Origin of the sequence: Proteus sp. CA142267 (assembly GCF_003336825.1) — a bacterium.
In the GTDB taxonomy this organism is placed as follows: domain Bacteria; phylum Pseudomonadota; class Gammaproteobacteria; order Enterobacterales; family Enterobacteriaceae; genus Proteus; species Proteus terrae.
In genome coordinates, this window is record NZ_QPMG01000011.1 from 56,656 (window position 1) to 72,311 (window position 15,656).

Sequence of the window (15,656 nt, forward strand, 5' to 3'; positions counted from 1 at the left end):
TATTTCGCTTGATAAAACACAAACACCTCATTACTTTTAGTGATGAGGTGTTTTTTTATTAAGAGCCAATTATTAGGCTCCCAAAAATTAATTAGCAAGCTAACTCCAATGCTAATAACTCTTCTATTGTTTGGCGACGACGAATTAATTGAGGAACACCCTCTGTTATCAATACTTCAGGAATAAGTGGTCGGCTATTATAATTTGATGACATTGACGCACCATACGCCCCTGTATCATGGATCACTAAATAATCGCCTACCTGTGCTTGAGGCAATAAACGAGGAACAACTGTGCCTCCCTCTTGCTGAGTAAAAACATCACCCGATTCACACAGCGGGCCTGCCACGATCGTCTCTTGTAATTCTGTCATTGGTTTTATTTGACCATGACTATCTAAAACTGAAATATGATGATAACTGCCATACATTGCAGGACGCATTAAATCACTAAATCCAGCATCCACCAGCACATAATGACGACTTCCCATTGATTTAACGGCTCTCACTTGTGAAATCAATACACCGGATTCAGCCACTAAAAAGCGTCCCGGTTCAATCTCTAACTCAATAGAATGCCCTAAATGTTGTGCAATACGCTGACGTGCTTTATCCCATAAAGAAAAATAGTGATCCAGATCGACTGTTGCATCACCTTCTTGATAAGGTGTTGATAATCCGCCTCCTGCCGAAATAGCTTGAATATCAACTTGAGAGGTAAGCACTTGCTCTACCATTGCATCGCAGACACAAGCAAGATGTTGATAGTCAACACCCGAGCCAATATGCATATGAAAACCAACTAGAGTTAGATTGTATTGCTGGATCACAGCTAACGCTTCTGGCACATCTTCGTACCAAATACCATGCTTACTGTTTTCACCACCAGTATTGGTTTTTTGGCTATGCCCATGACCAAATCCGGGGTTAACTCTTATCCAAACAGCATGACCTTGATTGCGTTCACCCAATTGACGAAGCATATCAATAGAGCCTGCATTAACAGGTATGTCTAATTCAACAACACGTTCAATTGTTCTTTCATCAAGTAAATCAGCCGTAAAGACAATCTCACTTTTTTCTCTACCACCTTGATAACCGGCAACTAAAGCGCGCTCAATTTCCCCCAACGAAACAGAGTCAACTTTAACACTCTGTGCTTTCATTAAACGTAAAATATGAATATTGGAGCATGCTTTTTGAGCAAATCGAACTACATCAAAAGATTTAAGTTGGGCAATACGCTGAGAAATAGTATCGCCTTGATAAATCCATAATGGCGTTCCATAAGTTTGTGCTAATTGGTATTGAGCCATAGTTATTGATGTTGTCATGTTATCTACTCATAAAAGTCACAGGTGAATAGAATCATTATTTATGAACTTACAAGGGAATAAAAATATCAAATAAGCTACACTCTATTCATCTGTGATATAGGAATATAAGATGAAAGCTCCTTTTAATTGGCGACATATTGAAATTTTTCATGCGGTGATGACTACACAAAATCTTACTGAAGCCGCAGAGCTACTGAAAACGTCACAACCCACTGTCAGTAGAGAATTATCTCGTCTTGAGCATCTATTAGCATTTAAATTATTTGATAGAATAAAAGGCCGTTTACAGCCCACAACCGAAGGGTTGCGCTTTTTTGAGGAAGTACAACGTTCTTATTATGGTTTAGATAGAATAATTAGCGCAGCTGAAAATATTCGCCATTTTAACCAAGCAGAATTGAACATCACCTGCCTGCCCGCATTTGCTCAATCATTATTACCTTCAATTTGCCGACAATTTCTAGATAAATATCCTGATGTCAATTTAACTATTGTTCCTCAAGAATCCCCTTTATTAGAAGAGTGGTTATCCGCACAACATTACGATTTAGGATTGGTGGAACACACACAAACACCTGCGGGAACTCAACAAGAAACCATGCTTACACTCAATGAAGTCGCAGTTTTACCCAAGTCACATCCATTGTGTAAAAAAACATTATTACACCCTGTTGATTTTCAAAATGAACGTTTTATTAGCCTGTCAGCCAATGATAGCTACCGACAATTAATTGATACTGTATTTATTAAAAATGGAACTGCACGACAATTAGTGATGGAAACACAAAGTGCCGCCTCTATTTGTGCAATGGTGAGTGAGAATATCGGTATTTCAATTGTTAACCCTATTACTGCACTTGATTACTTGGATAAGTCTATTTGCCTTCGTCCTTTAAGCTTTACTATCCCTTTTACCATCAGCTTAATTACCCCATCACATCGCCCTTCATCACAACTTGTTGCCTATTTTATTGATGTGATGAAAGAGACATTATCAGATTACCCTAAACGGTTAACCCAAGCTTTTACCCGATAAAGCAAGCCAATAAGATGATGATGAAAACCACTCTACTAAGAAATCCAGCAATACTCTAACGGCAGCAGGCATATTTTGTCGGCTCGCTAGAACCGCATAAATTCCCATCGGCTGAGCTTGATAGTCAGACAAAACTTGTTCTAGCTCACCACTTTCAATATAAGGTTTGGCTGAATAATAAGGTTGTAGCGATATACCAGCTCCTTTTAACGTAGCTTGCAATAAAACAACCGATTCATTTGCGCTTAAATTCCCCCCAACAGGTACTGAATAACGTTCATCACCTAAATTAAATTCCCACAAACTACGACCAAAAAATCGGTAAGTTAGACATTGATGCTGAGTAAGTTCATCTGGGTTTTGAGGTATACCTTTTTTTGCTAAGTAATCTTTATGGGCACACACCACAGAAAGACATGTCGCAAGCGAGCGTGCGATTAAGTTAGGCTCAAGGTGATTCGTAATACGCAACGCGATATCAATACGTTCTTCCACCAAATTCACGGTTTGATTAGTGATTTGTAAATCAACCGCAATTAAAGGATAACGTTGCATAAACTCACATATTGCCACTGACAAAATACTATTTGCTAATGATTGTGAACTGGTAATACGAACAAGCCCACTGATTTGATGACGTTCTTTCGGAATATTAGCGGGTATACGTTCAGCCATTTCTAATAACTGTAAACTCTGTTCGTATACCATTTCACCTACTGATGTTAGGCTTTGTTTGCGTGTCGTTCTATGCAATAAACGCACTCCTGCCCACTCTTCCATCTCATTTAAATAGCGCGTCACCATGGCTCTAGACATACCTAGATAATCAGCAGCTTTTATCATACTTCCCTGCTTCACAATGGTTACAAACACTTCTGATGCTTTTATTTTATCCATTTTATTTGCTCGATTTACGCAACAATTAATTGCCTAAAATAGGGTTTTTCTCTTGTTTTATGCAACATATTATAGTCAGCAACAACATTATGGAGAAAACAAAAGATGAAAAAATTACTTCCTTTAACACTTGCAACTACCGCATTCTTCGCAACATCAGCGTTAGCAACTGATTTAACATTAGATATTTATAACCCAGGAGAGGCGAGTGTTTTCCCTGTTTCTTCCGAAATTATTTATGGCGATAAAGATGCCGTTTTAATTGATGCACAATTTCAAAAAAATGATGCACAAGCGCTAGTTGATAAAATAAAAGCCTTCGGAAAAAACCTGACTTATATCTATATTAGCCATTCTGATCCTGACTTTTATTTTGGGTTAGATGTCATTACTGATGCATTTCCAAATGCTAAAGTAATTGCAACGGCACCCACAATTAAAGCCATTAATGAAACTCAAGCAGGAAAGCTTGCCTACTGGGGGCCTGTACTTAAAGAAAATGCCCCTCAGAAAATCATCATTCCTGAAGTACTAAAAGGTGATAGTTTTTCTCTAGAAGGTGAAACCATTTCAGTCAAAGGCTTAGATGGGCAATCTCCAGATAGAACATATCTTTATGTTCCAAAACTTAATGCAGTAATGGGTGGTGTTTTAGTCTCTGAAAATATTCATGTTTGGTTGGCAGATACTCAAACCGTGGAAGAGCGCCAACATTGGGTTAGTGCATTACAGCAAATAAAATCACTATCCCCAAAAACCGTTATTCCTGGTCACTATTTACCAAAAGCAACGTATGATCTACAAGCCGTTGACTTCACAATGAATTACCTAATTGAAGCTGAGAAAAATCTTGAAAAAACGAAAAATTCAGATGAATTTATTGCAGCGATGGAAAAAAATCATCAGAATTTAGCAGATAAATCAAGCCTAGAACTTAGTGCAAAAGTACTAAAAGGAGAGATGCAGTGGCCTCAGTAACAAGCAATACAGGTAATACCCAAGGTACTAAAATATTGCACTATGTTTATGATCCTCTTTGTGGTTGGTGCTACGGCATTGCCCCCCTGATTGAAGAAGTAAGCAATACGTTTCCAAATTCCATTAAGTTACATGGTGGTGGATTGTTTACACCAGCAAGAGCAGTCACAGGTGGTCAATCATGGAAAGAGCATGTTACACCCATTGATGAACGTATTAGTCAGTTATCGGGTCAAGTTTTTAGTCATGCATATCATGACGCTCTTGGTAACACTGAAATGGTATTAAACTCATTGCTACCTATTTCAGCCGTTCTTGTTGCTGAAGTAATGGGAAAGCGAGATGCTTATTTACTAAAAGCATTACAAGAGGCCTATTACCTTGATGGCTTAAATATCAGTGATAAAGACACTCTGCTATTTATTGTGAAAAAACTTGGTTTTGATGTTGAGCAGTTTGCATCTTTATTGTCTGAAATTAGCGAAACACAAATTCAGCAACATTTAAGCCAGACACAACAATTAATGTCTCAAGTTAATGGTCGCGGTTTTCCGACTTTATTTATTGAAGATAACCAAGGTTACCACCTGATACCGGTTGAAAAATATTTAGGTGATACAAAACGTTGGCAGCAATTTATAAAAGAAAGCCTATAATCTTCTTTTCAGTGTGCTGATTAATTTCCGCACACTGCCTTCTTTATTTCGATTCTTATTATTTTCTTTTTATACATATCTAAAAAATGATTTATTTTCTTTAAACTCAATTAATTAAAATCAATTAATTGAAATAATTGTAAGATGAAAAATTGAAGCCTAATACCATTAATGTTGAAAATGAAAGGCAAGAGCCAAATGCTACTTTTTTGATATGATCTTTTGTTGTAATCAATACTGCACAATACACACTTAATCCTAGAAAAGAACCAAACAAAAGAATATACGGCAATTTCTCAAACCCACACCATGCCCCAATAGCACCAAATAATTTTACATCACCAAAACCTAAAACACATTTTTGGCAGATAAAATATCCCCATAAATAGATGCCATAAAAAAGCCCAACACCACCTAAAAAGCCATAAAAAGCATGATTGAAAGGTACTAATCCATATGTTGAGTAATTACATAATAACCCTAAAAATATTAGCCAATAAGTCAACGTATTAGGCAGAAGAAAATAATCAGCATCAAAGAAAGATAGCATCAACAAATAAAAGCTTAATACTGAAAGTATTATCAATAAACAAAATGAATTAATTGAAAAAAACCAATATAAACAAACGATAATGTAACTTAGTGTAAGTTGTTTACGTCGAGTTTTAGGTAACAAAAATAATAATGGAAAAGGTAGGAAAAACTTAATAAAAATAAAAAAATCAGTCAAAAAAGAAAACAAAGGTGTTTTTATAAAACAAAAACGGCTTAATGGCATAAATATCTACTCCTTAGATACATCGTTATCCTCGTTAAACGACTGTATAAGAAGATCCATTTAATACCGAGAATTTTCTTTATAATGACAATAAAAACATGAAATTTTGCGACAAAACACGCAATAAGATCCACGCTATAATAACGACAAAAGCAAAGTGATAACTTGCATGCCATAATGTCATGCGTATGATGCATATCACATATTTTATTTATCACGGTTAACCATCTTTTACGTAAGGGTTTCACGTTATGCGTATTCCTCGCATTTATCATCCAGAACCACTCTCAGCAGGTACTCAAACAGCATTAGATGAAGAAGCATCTAATCATGTTGGGCGTGTATTAAGAATGTCTACAGGGCAAAAACTGGCACTGTTTGATGGTTCAAATCAGGTATTTGATGCTGAAATCATAGAAAGCACAAAAAAGTCAGTCACTGTGCAAATCAATGAAGGTATTGTTGATGATAAAGAATCCCCTCTCGACCTCCATTTAGGACAAGTGCTTTCACGAGGCGAGAAAATGGAGTTTACTATTCAAAAATCAGTTGAGTTAGGTGTTAATACGATCACTCCACTGATCTCAGAACGCTGTGGTGTTAAACTTGACCCTAGCCGTTTAGAGAAAAAACATCAGCAATGGCAAAAAATTATTATCTCGGCATGTGAACAATGTGGCAGAAATAGCATCCCACAATTAATGTCAGTGATGTCATTAGAAGAATGGTGTGCTCAAGATGATGGTAGTTTAAAACTCAATTTACATCCTAGGGCTAACCAAAGTATTAATACCTTACCCTTACCTGTTAAAAAAGTGCGCTTATTGATTGGCCCTGAAGGTGGACTTTCCCCTGAAGAAATCACCATGACAGCAGAGCACCATTTTACTGATATTTTATTAGGTCCTCGTGTATTAAGAACTGAAACAACAGCGCTCACCGCAATCACCGCTTTGCAGGTTCGGTTCGGCGATCTGGGATAAAGGAGAAGTAATGATTAAATTAGGTATTGTGATGGATCCAATTTCATCCATCAAAATCAAAAAAGACACCAGCTTTGCCATGTTATTAGAAGCACAACGTCGTGGCTGGGAAATTCATTATATGGAGATGAACGACCTTTACCTACATCAAGGTGAAGCACGCGCTCACACTCGTTTACTCAGTGTAGAAGAAAATCCAGAAAAATGGTTTGAGTTTGGCAAAGAGCAAGATATTGCTTTAGGTGAACTCGATACCATCTTAATGCGTAAAGATCCGCCTTTTGATACCGAATTTATCTACGCAACCTATATTTTAGAACGCGCTGAAGATATGGGAACGCTGATAGTTAATAAGCCACAAAGCTTACGTGACTGTAATGAAAAACTCTTTACTGCATGGTTTCCAACATTAACACCTGACACCTTAGTGACTCGTGAAGCTAAGCATTTACGCGCTTTTCATGAAAAACACGGTGATGTCATTTTCAAACCACTAGATGGTATGGGTGGCGCATCAATCTTCCGCCTGAAAAAAGACGATCCAAACGTAGGTGTTATTATTGAAACATTGACAGAACATGGTCATCGTTTCTGTATGGCTCAAAATTTCCTACCTGAAATTGTCAATGGTGATAAGCGCATTCTGGTTGTCGATGGCGAACCTGTTCCTTATTGCTTAGCGCGTATTCCTGCAAAAGGAGAAACACGAGGAAACTTAGCTGCTGGTGGCCGTGGCGAAGCTCGTCCATTAACAGAAAGTGATTGGGCGATTGCGCGTCAAGTTGCACCTATCCTTAAACAAAAGGGTCTTATTTTTGTTGGATTAGATGTTATTGGCGATCGCTTGACTGAAATTAACGTCACAAGTCCAACATGTGCGCGTGAAATTGAAGCAGCTTATCCTGATGTTTCTATTACGGGCATGTTAATGGATGCAATTGAAGTACGCTTAAACAAGAAAAACTAACTTTTAGACACTGAGATTAACGGGTTTAAAAGTATGAACCTAGCCCCCACATATTAATCAATAAGCGGTATACATTAAGAAATACAATGTATAAAAGGGCTAGGTTTTTTAATAAAAATGATCAGGGAACAGTACGACTATTATGAATTTACTTAACCATTTTCTTATTGCTATGCCTTCATTAAGCGATCCGTTATTTGAACGCTCGGTCGTCTATGTTTGCGAACATAATGAAAACGGTGCGATGGGTTTAATTATTAATAAACCTATCGAAGATATCTCTGTGGAAGGTGTATTAGATCAACTAGAAATTTTTTCGACTGATAGAGATGAAGCGATTAGCTTACAAAAACCCGTGATGTCAGGAGGGCCTGTTGCAGAAGAGCATGGTTTTATCTTGCACACTCCAGTTTCAGGTTTTAGTTCTAGTATCAAAATTAGTGATAGCACGATGATCACAACTTCCAAAGATGTATTAGAGACCTTAGGCACAGCAAGACAACCAGAAAAAACATTAGTCTCTTTGGGTTATTCTAGTTGGGAACAAGGCCAATTAGAGAAAGAAATTTTAGAAAATAGCTGGTTAACCGTTGAAGCTTCACCTCAAATTATTTTTGATACCCCTATTGCTGAACGTTGGCATAAAGCTGCTGAATTAATTGGGATTAATATCCACACCATTTCACCGATAGCGGGTCACGCATAATGTTAAACAGAACGGTAATGGGCTTTGATTTCGGCACAAAAAGCATTGGTGCCGCTATCGGTCAAGAAGTTACAGGAACAGCAAGACCTTTAGCCTCATTTAAAGCAAAAGATGGTATTCCTGATTGGACTCAAATCGAAAAAATCATAAAAGAGTGGCAACCTGATCTTGTGGTTGTCGGTTTACCTCTTAATATGGATGGCACCGAACAGTTAGTCACAACTCAAGCTAAAAAATTTGCTAATCGCCTTCATGGTCGATTTGGTGTACAAATTGCGTTGCATGATGAACGCCTTAGCACCGTAGAAGCTCGCGCTCATCTTTTTGAACGTGGTGGTTATCGTTCCTTAGATAAAGGCAGTGTAGATGCAGCGTCTGCCGTTATTATTCTTGAAAGCTGGTTTGAACAACAATTCTAAAAAATAGGTTCCAACTAGTGATAGTCGCCTATCTTTACTTATAAGTTATCACTCAGCTTGAATTAAACCTTCATGTTGGCGTTGCTGCCGACTTAACATGAAGGTTTGCATATCGTATTCACTACCTGTTTGCATTAATGTTGTCACTTGGTGGTATTTTCCTTCTCTAATAAGATGCGAAATACCCTGCGTAACCTGCATTATTTCAAATAACGCCACACGTCCACCTTCAGTTGAAGAGACTAACTCTTGTGAGATTATCGCCCTTAAACTGCACGCTAATTGTGATGAAATCCATTGTCGCTCATTACCTGTAAATACATTAGTCACACGCTCAAGCGTTTGTGCTGCTCCTTGAGTATGCAATGTTGCCAGTACCAAATGTCCAGTTTCTGCTGCCGTTAATGCCAACTGAATACTTTGTGCATCTCTTAACTCTCCTAACATAATGACATCTGGATCTTGGCGTAGAGCGCTCTTTATCGCATTTTCAGTATGCTGAACATCTCGCCCTATTTCCCTTTGCTGCACAATACTTTGCTTATTGCTATGTATAAACTCAATAGGATCTTCTAATGTCAAAATATGCTGACGTTGATATTGGTTTAAATGATTGATCATTGCCGCTAATGTCGATGATTTCCCACTTCCTGTTGCTCCAGTCACCAAAATAAGTCCATGAGAATAGTTGTCTAAAAGTGTTGAAACCGACTTGGGTACTCGAAGTTTATCTAAAGAAGGAATTTGTGTTTCAATTATTCTTAATACAGCTGAAACACCCTTTTGTTGGCGAAATAAATTGACACGAAGTCGCTGCCCACAAGATAGCGTGAGTGCTGTATCAATCTGCCCTTCATTCTCAAAAGTTTGCTTTTGGGTATTGCTCAAAAAAGGCAGGAACCACGCTAGTAGATTATCGGAAGTGATAGGTTTACATTGATTTTGTTGATAAAGTATTCCATTGATCCGCAATCGTGGTACATCACCACAACAAAGGTGCAGATCCGAGGCGTTATGCTTTACACTATATGCAATTAAATTTTCCATTTTCATCTTATTATCTCCTGAGTTGCCATGAATACTATTAAACAGAATCTCGTCAATGTCAGGTCTCACATTGACACAGCAGCGCAGAAATGCGGCCGTTCTTCAGAAGAAATAACATTACTTGCAGTGAGTAAAACAAAACCTGCGAGTGATATCGAAAAAGCAATAGCGTGTGGACAAACTGAGTTTGGTGAAAACTATGTCCAAGAAGGCGTTGATAAAATCCATTATTTTGCTGATAACCACACCCTAGTTTGGCACTTTATCGGTCCTTTACAGTCAAATAAAACACGCCTTGTTGCTGAGAATTTCGATTGGTGCCATACCATTGATAGATTGAAAATCGCTCAAAGATTAAGTGACCAACGTCCTGACTCATTGCCACCATTAAATGTCCTTATTCAAATCAATATTAGCGATGAAAACAGTAAATCAGGTATTAATCTGACTGAACTTGATGGACTAGCGGCACAAATTTCTATTCTTTCAGGCATTAAATTACGAGGATTAATGGCAATCCCTGCACCTGAAAGCAATTATGACAAACAAGTTGAAGTGTTAGAAAAAATGCATCTCGCATTTAAACAATTACAATCTCAATATCCCCATATAGATACGTTATCTATGGGAATGACGAGTGATATGGAAGCTGCTATTGCTTGTGGTTCAACACTTGTTCGTATTGGAACGGCAATTTTTGGCGCAAGAGATTACGCGACTAAATAAAAATAGAGGTTTATATGGAACATCGTAACATCGCATTTATTGGCGCTGGAAATATGGCTCAAGCCATTATTGCAGGATTGATTCAAGGTGGATATCCAGCAAATAAAATCACCGTCAGCTCGCCTTCTGCCATTCGCCGTGAACCATTAGAAAAAGAGTTCGGTATTCATAGTACTAATGACAATATTGATGCGGTTCAGAAAGCGGATGTTATTGTGCTGGCAGTAAAGCCACAAATGATGGAAGAAGTTTGTAAGCCCTTACAAAATATCGATATGAGTAAAAAGTTAGTTCTCACTATCGCTGCTGGTATTCCTGCTACACGTTATAACGACTATTTTGCGACTCAATTACAGCTCGTTCGCATTATGCCAAATACCCCAGCTCTTGTAGGTAAAGGTTTAAGTGGTATGTTCGCGCACAATTCGCTTTCATCTCAAGATAAACAGTTTGCCGATGAATTAATGAAAAGTGTTGGAACAACCGTTTGGGTAGAGCAAGAATCTGCCATCAATGATATTATCGCCGTTGCTGGTAGTGCACCCGCTTATTTCTTCTTGTTTATGGAATCAATGCAACAAGAAGCAGAACGTTTAGGTTTTTCACCTGAAGTAGCAAGAGCTATTGTGCAACAAGCAGCAAGTGGTTCTACCGCCTTAGCAGAAAAACAACACATGTTGCCTTTCTCAACTTTACGTGAACAAGTAACATCAAAAGGTGGAACGACAGCGGCTGCACTTATGCAGTTTTATGAAGGTAAATTACCCGAAAACGTCGCTTCTGCCATGCAAGCTGCGATTAAACGTGCGCAAGAAATGGAAAAACAATTTTAATTTCATCAGGGCCAACTAATGAATTTTTTAAATTTCGTCATTCTGACTCTTCTTCAACTCTACACATCCGTACTACTATTACGTGTTTGGATGCAATGTGTCAGAGCTGATTTTTATAATCCTTTTTCACAATTTATCGTCAAGATCACACAGCCAATTGTTCGCCCATTAAGAAGTGTTATTCCTTCTATTGGTCCTATTGATACAGCTTCAGTTTTATTAGCCTATATATTAATTCTACTTGGTATTATTATTCCATCTTACTTATCAGGAACATCAATTCCTTTCTCTTTGATGTTCCCATTTGCTTTTATTGAACTGCTTACAGCAGCAGGTAAGATGATTTTCTGGTTGATCATTATCCGCGCAATTCTTAGCTGGGTAAGCCAAGGTCGTAATCCAATTGATCATCTTTTATTTCAATTAACAGAACCTTTAATGGCACCAATTCGTCGTGTCATTCCGGCCATGGGTGGTTTAGATTTCTCAGCAATGATTGTTATTCTTGTGCTTTATGCCCTGAATTATCTGCGTGTAGACGTTTTACAATGGCTACTTAGCGTAACGCTTTACTAAGGATAACACTCATGCAAAAAGTAGTTCTTGCAACAGGAAATCCGGGAAAAGTCAAAGAGCTAGCCTCTTTGCTTTCTGATTTTGGTTTAGATATTGTTGCTCAAACAGAGCTTGGTGTTGATTCTGTTGAAGAAACGGGCCTAACCTTTGTTGAAAATGCGCTGATTAAAGCGCGTCATGCAGCAAAAGTAACCGGTCTACCTGCAATTGCCGATGATTCAGGTATTTCGGTTGATGCTTTAGGCGGTGCTCCGGGTATTTACTCAGCACGCTATGCGGGTGTTGATGCAAGTGATCAGCAAAATCTGGATAAATTGCTTGATGCAATGAAAGATGTACCCGCTGAAAAACGCCAAGCACAATTTAACTGTGTATTAGTTTATATGCGCCATGAGAGCGATCCAACTCCATTAATTTTCCACGGTATTTGGCACGGTGTATTAAGCACAGAAATGCACGGTGAAGGTGGATTTGGCTACGATCCTATTTTCTTTGTTCCTGAATTAAATTGTACTGTGGCACAATTAACTAAAGAGCAAAAAAATCAGCATTCGCATCGTGGTAAAGCACTTAAATTAATGTTGGATGCCCTTAAGAATGCTTAAGTTGCCTCCATTAAGTTTGTATATTCATATTCCTTGGTGTGTACAAAAATGCCCTTATTGTGATTTCAACTCACATACACTAAAAGGCGAAGTCCCACATCAGGAATATGTGCAACATTTACTCAATGACTTAGATGCCGATCTTATTCATGTGGGTTCCCGTGAAATCCAAACCATATTTATTGGTGGCGGTACACCTAGCTTATTAAGCGCTGAGTCAATGGCTGATTTACTCTATGGCGTTAAAGAGCGCATTGCTGTTAGCCCTAATGCAGAAATTACTATGGAAGCTAACCCAGGAACCGTGGAAGCTGAACGCTTTGCTGGATTTCAACGTGCGGGTGTAAATCGTATTTCTATTGGTGTGCAAAGTTTTGGCAATGATAAGCTTATTCGCTTAGGACGCATTCATGATGCTGATGAAGCTAAAAATGCTGCTCGTTTAGCCAAAGAATTATGTCTACGTAGCTTTAATTTAGATTTAATGCATGGATTACCAGACCAATCATTATCTCAAGCACTTTCGGATTTACAGCAAGCAATAGAGTTATCCCCGCCACATTTGTCTTGGTATCAATTAACCATTGAACCCAATACACAATTTGGCTCTCGTCCACCGAAATTACCTGATGACGATATGCTGTGGGATATTTTCTCAGAAGGTGACAAATTACTAACAGCAGCAGGTTATCAACAATATGAAACATCAGCATATTGTAAGTCGGGCTTTCAATGTGAGCATAACTTAAATTATTGGCGTTTCGGGGATTATTTAGGTATCGGTTGTGGTGCTCATGGAAAAATAAGCTTTGAAGATGGTCGTATAATGCGAACCGTAAAAACCAAGCATCCTAAAGGTTTTATGGAAGGTCGTTATCTCCACCAGCAAAATTTTGTTGATAATGATGACCGTCCATTTGAATTTTTTATGAACCGTTTTCGTCTATTAGAAGCATTCCCAAGACAAGATTTCAGTGATTATACTGGGCTTTCTGAAGAAGTTATTCGCCATCAAATAGATGAAGCTTTGGCTTTAGGTTATATCAGTGAATCAGACACTCACTGGCAAATTACACCTCATGGCAAGCTGTTTCTCAATTCATTGCTTGAGTTATTTCTTTAATATTGCTGATTTCAAATAGCTAATTTAAAAACGCCCATACTGTAATTCAACTGAGATCAGTTCATTCATAATATGGGCATTTTTTTATTTATGATAAAGCGACTTAAACGATTATAGAAATCTTAAAGTGCGCTTTCTACCGCTTCAATCTGCTTAGTTAAGCTATCTAATCCCCCTCCAGAGAGATACCAAAGATCTGCTTGCAGATAAACAATATCGCCATTTTTATAAGCCGATGTTGTTTTCACTTCATTATTTTCAAAGGTGGCTTTCTCTAATTTACCTGCGCCAATTGCTTCGCTACGATCAACAATTAAAATAACATCAGGATTCGCTTTTGCGATCATTTCAGAGGTAACGACACGACGTTTACCTTTATCTTCTTCCGCAACTGGCGGTAATTCAGCACGCTTAGCTTTAACGACATCATAAACAACGCTTTGATTATTAGGCATTAAATTGCCATCATTATGCATCAGTACTAATACTTTTTTATCAGATTCAGCCGCTTTTTTCTGAGCTTGCTCAATAACCGTATTTAATTTAGTAAGTTGCTCTTGGGTCGCTTGCTGTTTATCAAATAATTCACCTAATAATTTGATGTTTGACTCAACAGAATTGAGATAATTAGCACTATTAGTCCCTAAATTAACAGTAGGTGCAATTTTCGCTAAAGCCTCATAAGACGCACCTTGACGACCTGTAATAATAATTAAGTCAGGTTTAATCTCTGCTAATTTTTCTAAGTCAGGCGACTTCATACCTCCGACATTAGCAACGTTACTTGCAATACTTCCTTTAATATAAGCAGGTGCATTACCTAACGGCAACCCTACCACTTTATCGGCTAAACCTAACTGAACTAAAGAATCATAGAGACCAAAATCAAATAGAACCACTTTTGAAGGGTTCTTAGTGACCGACGTTTCACCCAACTGGTGTTTAATCACCATCTTGTCATTATGCTGGCTAATAACTTGGTTAGGTTGGTATTCGATTGGCGTTTTGCTTAACGCAGATAAACTGGTTACAGAAAGGATAGATGCGATAACTAAAGGAAGGATCTTCTTCATTAATTTTGCCCTGTTTAAGTGGAATACTCAAACAGGGCATTCTAAACAGCTCTCCCCACAAGTCAATTGAACAAGAATGATTTTCATTATTATTTTCAATTATTGTGAGTTTGCCATTTGTAAAGCTCATTAATTATCTGGTTAATAACCTAATCATTAGAGAGACAGAGCAGCTACTTCTTTAATGCATTAATTAATTCAACACGTTGATTTTCCATCTGTGTAATTTTACTACAAGCTTGCTGACCAAATTGAGTAAACGCGGTTTCTTGCTGCTTCCACTCCTGATCTATAATTTTTTGGAAACCATCTAAGCTTCCTAATAATCCGCCTAAGGCTTTTTTACTGTCGCCACCAGTAGCGGCTAATAACTGTTTTTTCCCCAATTCATTAATACTGTCTTGCAACATACCACCTAGGCTACTTTCTACGATTTCACGGCCTTTGGCTTCAACTTCTTTAATGGCTTGAGAATGGAATGTAATGTTATTCGGTTCTATGCTAACCACTCTATCCATTTGCTGATTAAGATCTTTCTCTAATCTACTTAATCTATTGAGGATATTGCTATCTTTACCAAAAGCTTCAATCACGACTTTATCAAGCACTTTGCGAGAATCTTGCAGTTTTACCCCTGTTTCAGTTCTTAACCAAGGTACGTCTCGTCTTACTGTTGCTTGATATTTTTTGGCTAATTCTTGTTGTTGTGGTGTCAACGTGGCACTTTTTTCATTTTGAAATAGTGTACCGTCAGGATAAATCACCATTAAACCATGTGAACCTGCGACTTCAACAAATTCAGAGGTGATGCGTAAATCATCTTTTGGCATTACAGCGCAATCAAAACTTGGTGATGCATTTGCTGTACCCGCAACAAAAAACAGTGTGACAGCAATATTTCTTAAATTCATAACAAC

The 15,656-nt window shown here is 37.9% G+C and carries 18 protein-coding genes; 12 read left to right on the plus strand and 6 right to left on the minus strand.

Annotation, left to right across the window (positions count from 1 at the left end; translation table 11 throughout):
- Positions 1 to 91: 91 nt before the first annotated feature.
- The gene (gene lysA / locus C0T34_RS15785) at positions 92 to 1,333 is read right to left on the minus strand and encodes a diaminopimelate decarboxylase (RefSeq protein ID WP_098943954.1); all 1,242 of its coding nucleotides are present in this window, start codon (positions 1,331 to 1,333) and stop codon (positions 92 to 94) included.
- Positions 1,334 to 1,445: 112 nt separating this feature from the next.
- Here lysA and C0T34_RS15790 point away from each other — a divergent pair, with 112 nt between their 5' ends.
- Positions 1,446 to 2,372, plus strand: a complete 927-nt coding sequence (locus C0T34_RS15790) for a LysR family transcriptional regulator (protein ID WP_098943955.1) — start codon at positions 1,446 to 1,448, stop codon at positions 2,370 to 2,372.
- On the opposite strand, the gene C0T34_RS15795 is transcribed toward C0T34_RS15790, so the two are convergent.
- Positions 2,349 to 3,269: a LysR family transcriptional regulator gene (locus tag C0T34_RS15795; RefSeq protein ID WP_109850437.1), complete on the minus strand. Its 921-nt coding sequence runs from the start codon at positions 3,267 to 3,269 to the stop codon at positions 2,349 to 2,351. The two genes, C0T34_RS15790 and C0T34_RS15795, sit on opposite strands and share 24 nt — an antisense overlap.
- 105 nt (positions 3,270 to 3,374) lie before the next feature.
- Between C0T34_RS15795 and C0T34_RS15800 the strand changes: the two genes are divergently transcribed.
- Together C0T34_RS15800 and C0T34_RS15805 are read left to right on the plus strand one after the other, a co-directional pair.
- Entirely contained in the window at positions 3,375 to 4,247 is an 873-nt protein-coding gene (locus C0T34_RS15800) for an MBL fold metallo-hydrolase (protein WP_098943957.1), read from the plus strand.
- The gene (locus C0T34_RS15805) at positions 4,235 to 4,903 is read left to right on the plus strand and encodes a DsbA family protein (protein ID WP_109850438.1); all 669 of its coding nucleotides are present in this window, start codon (positions 4,235 to 4,237) and stop codon (positions 4,901 to 4,903) included. The genes C0T34_RS15800 and C0T34_RS15805 overlap by 13 nt, the downstream gene beginning before the upstream one ends.
- Positions 4,904 to 5,027: 124 nt before the next feature.
- Here the strand turns inward: C0T34_RS15805 and C0T34_RS15810 are convergent, their stop codons facing one another.
- Positions 5,028 to 5,681, minus strand: a complete 654-nt coding sequence (locus C0T34_RS15810) for an A24 family peptidase (protein WP_109850439.1) — start codon at positions 5,679 to 5,681, stop codon at positions 5,028 to 5,030.
- A 251-nt stretch (positions 5,682 to 5,932) separates the two neighbouring features.
- Here C0T34_RS15810 and rsmE point away from each other — a divergent pair, with 251 nt between their 5' ends.
- From rsmE to ruvX, 4 genes are all read left to right on the plus strand, one after another.
- The gene (rsmE, locus tag C0T34_RS15815; RefSeq protein WP_109850440.1) at positions 5,933 to 6,664 is read left to right on the plus strand and encodes a 16S rRNA (uracil(1498)-N(3))-methyltransferase; all 732 of its coding nucleotides are present in this window, start codon (positions 5,933 to 5,935) and stop codon (positions 6,662 to 6,664) included.
- 10 nt (positions 6,665 to 6,674) lie between these two features.
- Entirely contained in the window at positions 6,675 to 7,631 is a 957-nt protein-coding gene (gshB, locus tag C0T34_RS15820; protein WP_069367062.1) for a glutathione synthase, read from the plus strand.
- A 142-nt stretch (positions 7,632 to 7,773) separates the two neighbouring features.
- On the plus strand, positions 7,774 to 8,337 hold the full coding sequence (locus tag C0T34_RS15825; protein ID WP_023581015.1) for a YqgE/AlgH family protein: 564 nt from the start codon (positions 7,774 to 7,776) through the stop codon (positions 8,335 to 8,337).
- Positions 8,337 to 8,756 (plus strand): Holliday junction resolvase RuvX, encoded by a 420-nt coding sequence (ruvX, locus tag C0T34_RS15830; RefSeq protein WP_098943962.1) that lies wholly within the window; start codon positions 8,337 to 8,339, stop codon positions 8,754 to 8,756. Before C0T34_RS15825 ends, ruvX begins: the two co-directional genes overlap by 1 nt.
- Positions 8,757 to 8,804: 48 nt before the next feature.
- On the opposite strand, the gene C0T34_RS15835 is transcribed toward ruvX, so the two are convergent.
- Complete coding sequence (locus tag C0T34_RS15835) at positions 8,805 to 9,809, minus strand: PilT/PilU family type 4a pilus ATPase (RefSeq protein ID WP_109850441.1); 1,005 nt, start codon at positions 9,807 to 9,809, stop codon at positions 8,805 to 8,807.
- Between the two features lie 21 nt (positions 9,810 to 9,830).
- On the opposite strand from C0T34_RS15835, the gene C0T34_RS15840 reads away from it, so the two are divergent.
- Genes C0T34_RS15840 through hemW form a run of 5 tightly spaced genes read left to right on the plus strand, consistent with a single transcriptional unit; the run spans position 9,831 to position 13,666 of the window.
- A complete protein-coding gene (locus C0T34_RS15840; RefSeq protein ID WP_075672347.1) occupies positions 9,831 to 10,529 on the plus strand; it encodes a YggS family pyridoxal phosphate-dependent enzyme in 699 nt (232 codons plus the stop codon).
- A 14-nt stretch (positions 10,530 to 10,543) separates the two neighbouring features.
- Positions 10,544 to 11,362, plus strand: a complete 819-nt coding sequence (gene proC, locus C0T34_RS15845; protein WP_098943964.1) for a pyrroline-5-carboxylate reductase — start codon at positions 10,544 to 10,546, stop codon at positions 11,360 to 11,362.
- Positions 11,363 to 11,380: 18 nt separating this feature from the next.
- Positions 11,381 to 11,938, plus strand: a complete 558-nt coding sequence (locus tag C0T34_RS15850) for a YggT family protein (RefSeq protein WP_023581020.1) — start codon at positions 11,381 to 11,383, stop codon at positions 11,936 to 11,938.
- Positions 11,939 to 11,949: 11 nt separating this feature from the next.
- Positions 11,950 to 12,543 (plus strand): XTP/dITP diphosphatase, encoded by a 594-nt coding sequence (locus tag C0T34_RS15855; RefSeq protein WP_109850442.1) that lies wholly within the window; start codon positions 11,950 to 11,952, stop codon positions 12,541 to 12,543.
- Entirely contained in the window at positions 12,536 to 13,666 is a 1,131-nt protein-coding gene (gene hemW / locus C0T34_RS15860; protein ID WP_098943966.1) for a radical SAM family heme chaperone HemW, read from the plus strand. The genes C0T34_RS15855 and hemW overlap by 8 nt, the downstream gene beginning before the upstream one ends.
- Positions 13,667 to 13,788: 122 nt before the next feature.
- Here the strand turns inward: hemW and C0T34_RS15865 are convergent, their stop codons facing one another.
- Positions 13,789 to 14,739: a siderophore ABC transporter substrate-binding protein gene (locus C0T34_RS15865; protein ID WP_098943967.1), complete on the minus strand. Its 951-nt coding sequence runs from the start codon at positions 14,737 to 14,739 to the stop codon at positions 13,789 to 13,791.
- Positions 14,740 to 14,912: 173 nt separating this feature from the next.
- On the minus strand, positions 14,913 to 15,650 hold the full coding sequence (locus C0T34_RS15870) for a DUF2884 family protein (protein ID WP_098943968.1): 738 nt from the start codon (positions 15,648 to 15,650) through the stop codon (positions 14,913 to 14,915).
- Positions 15,651 to 15,656 lie beyond the last annotated feature (6 nt).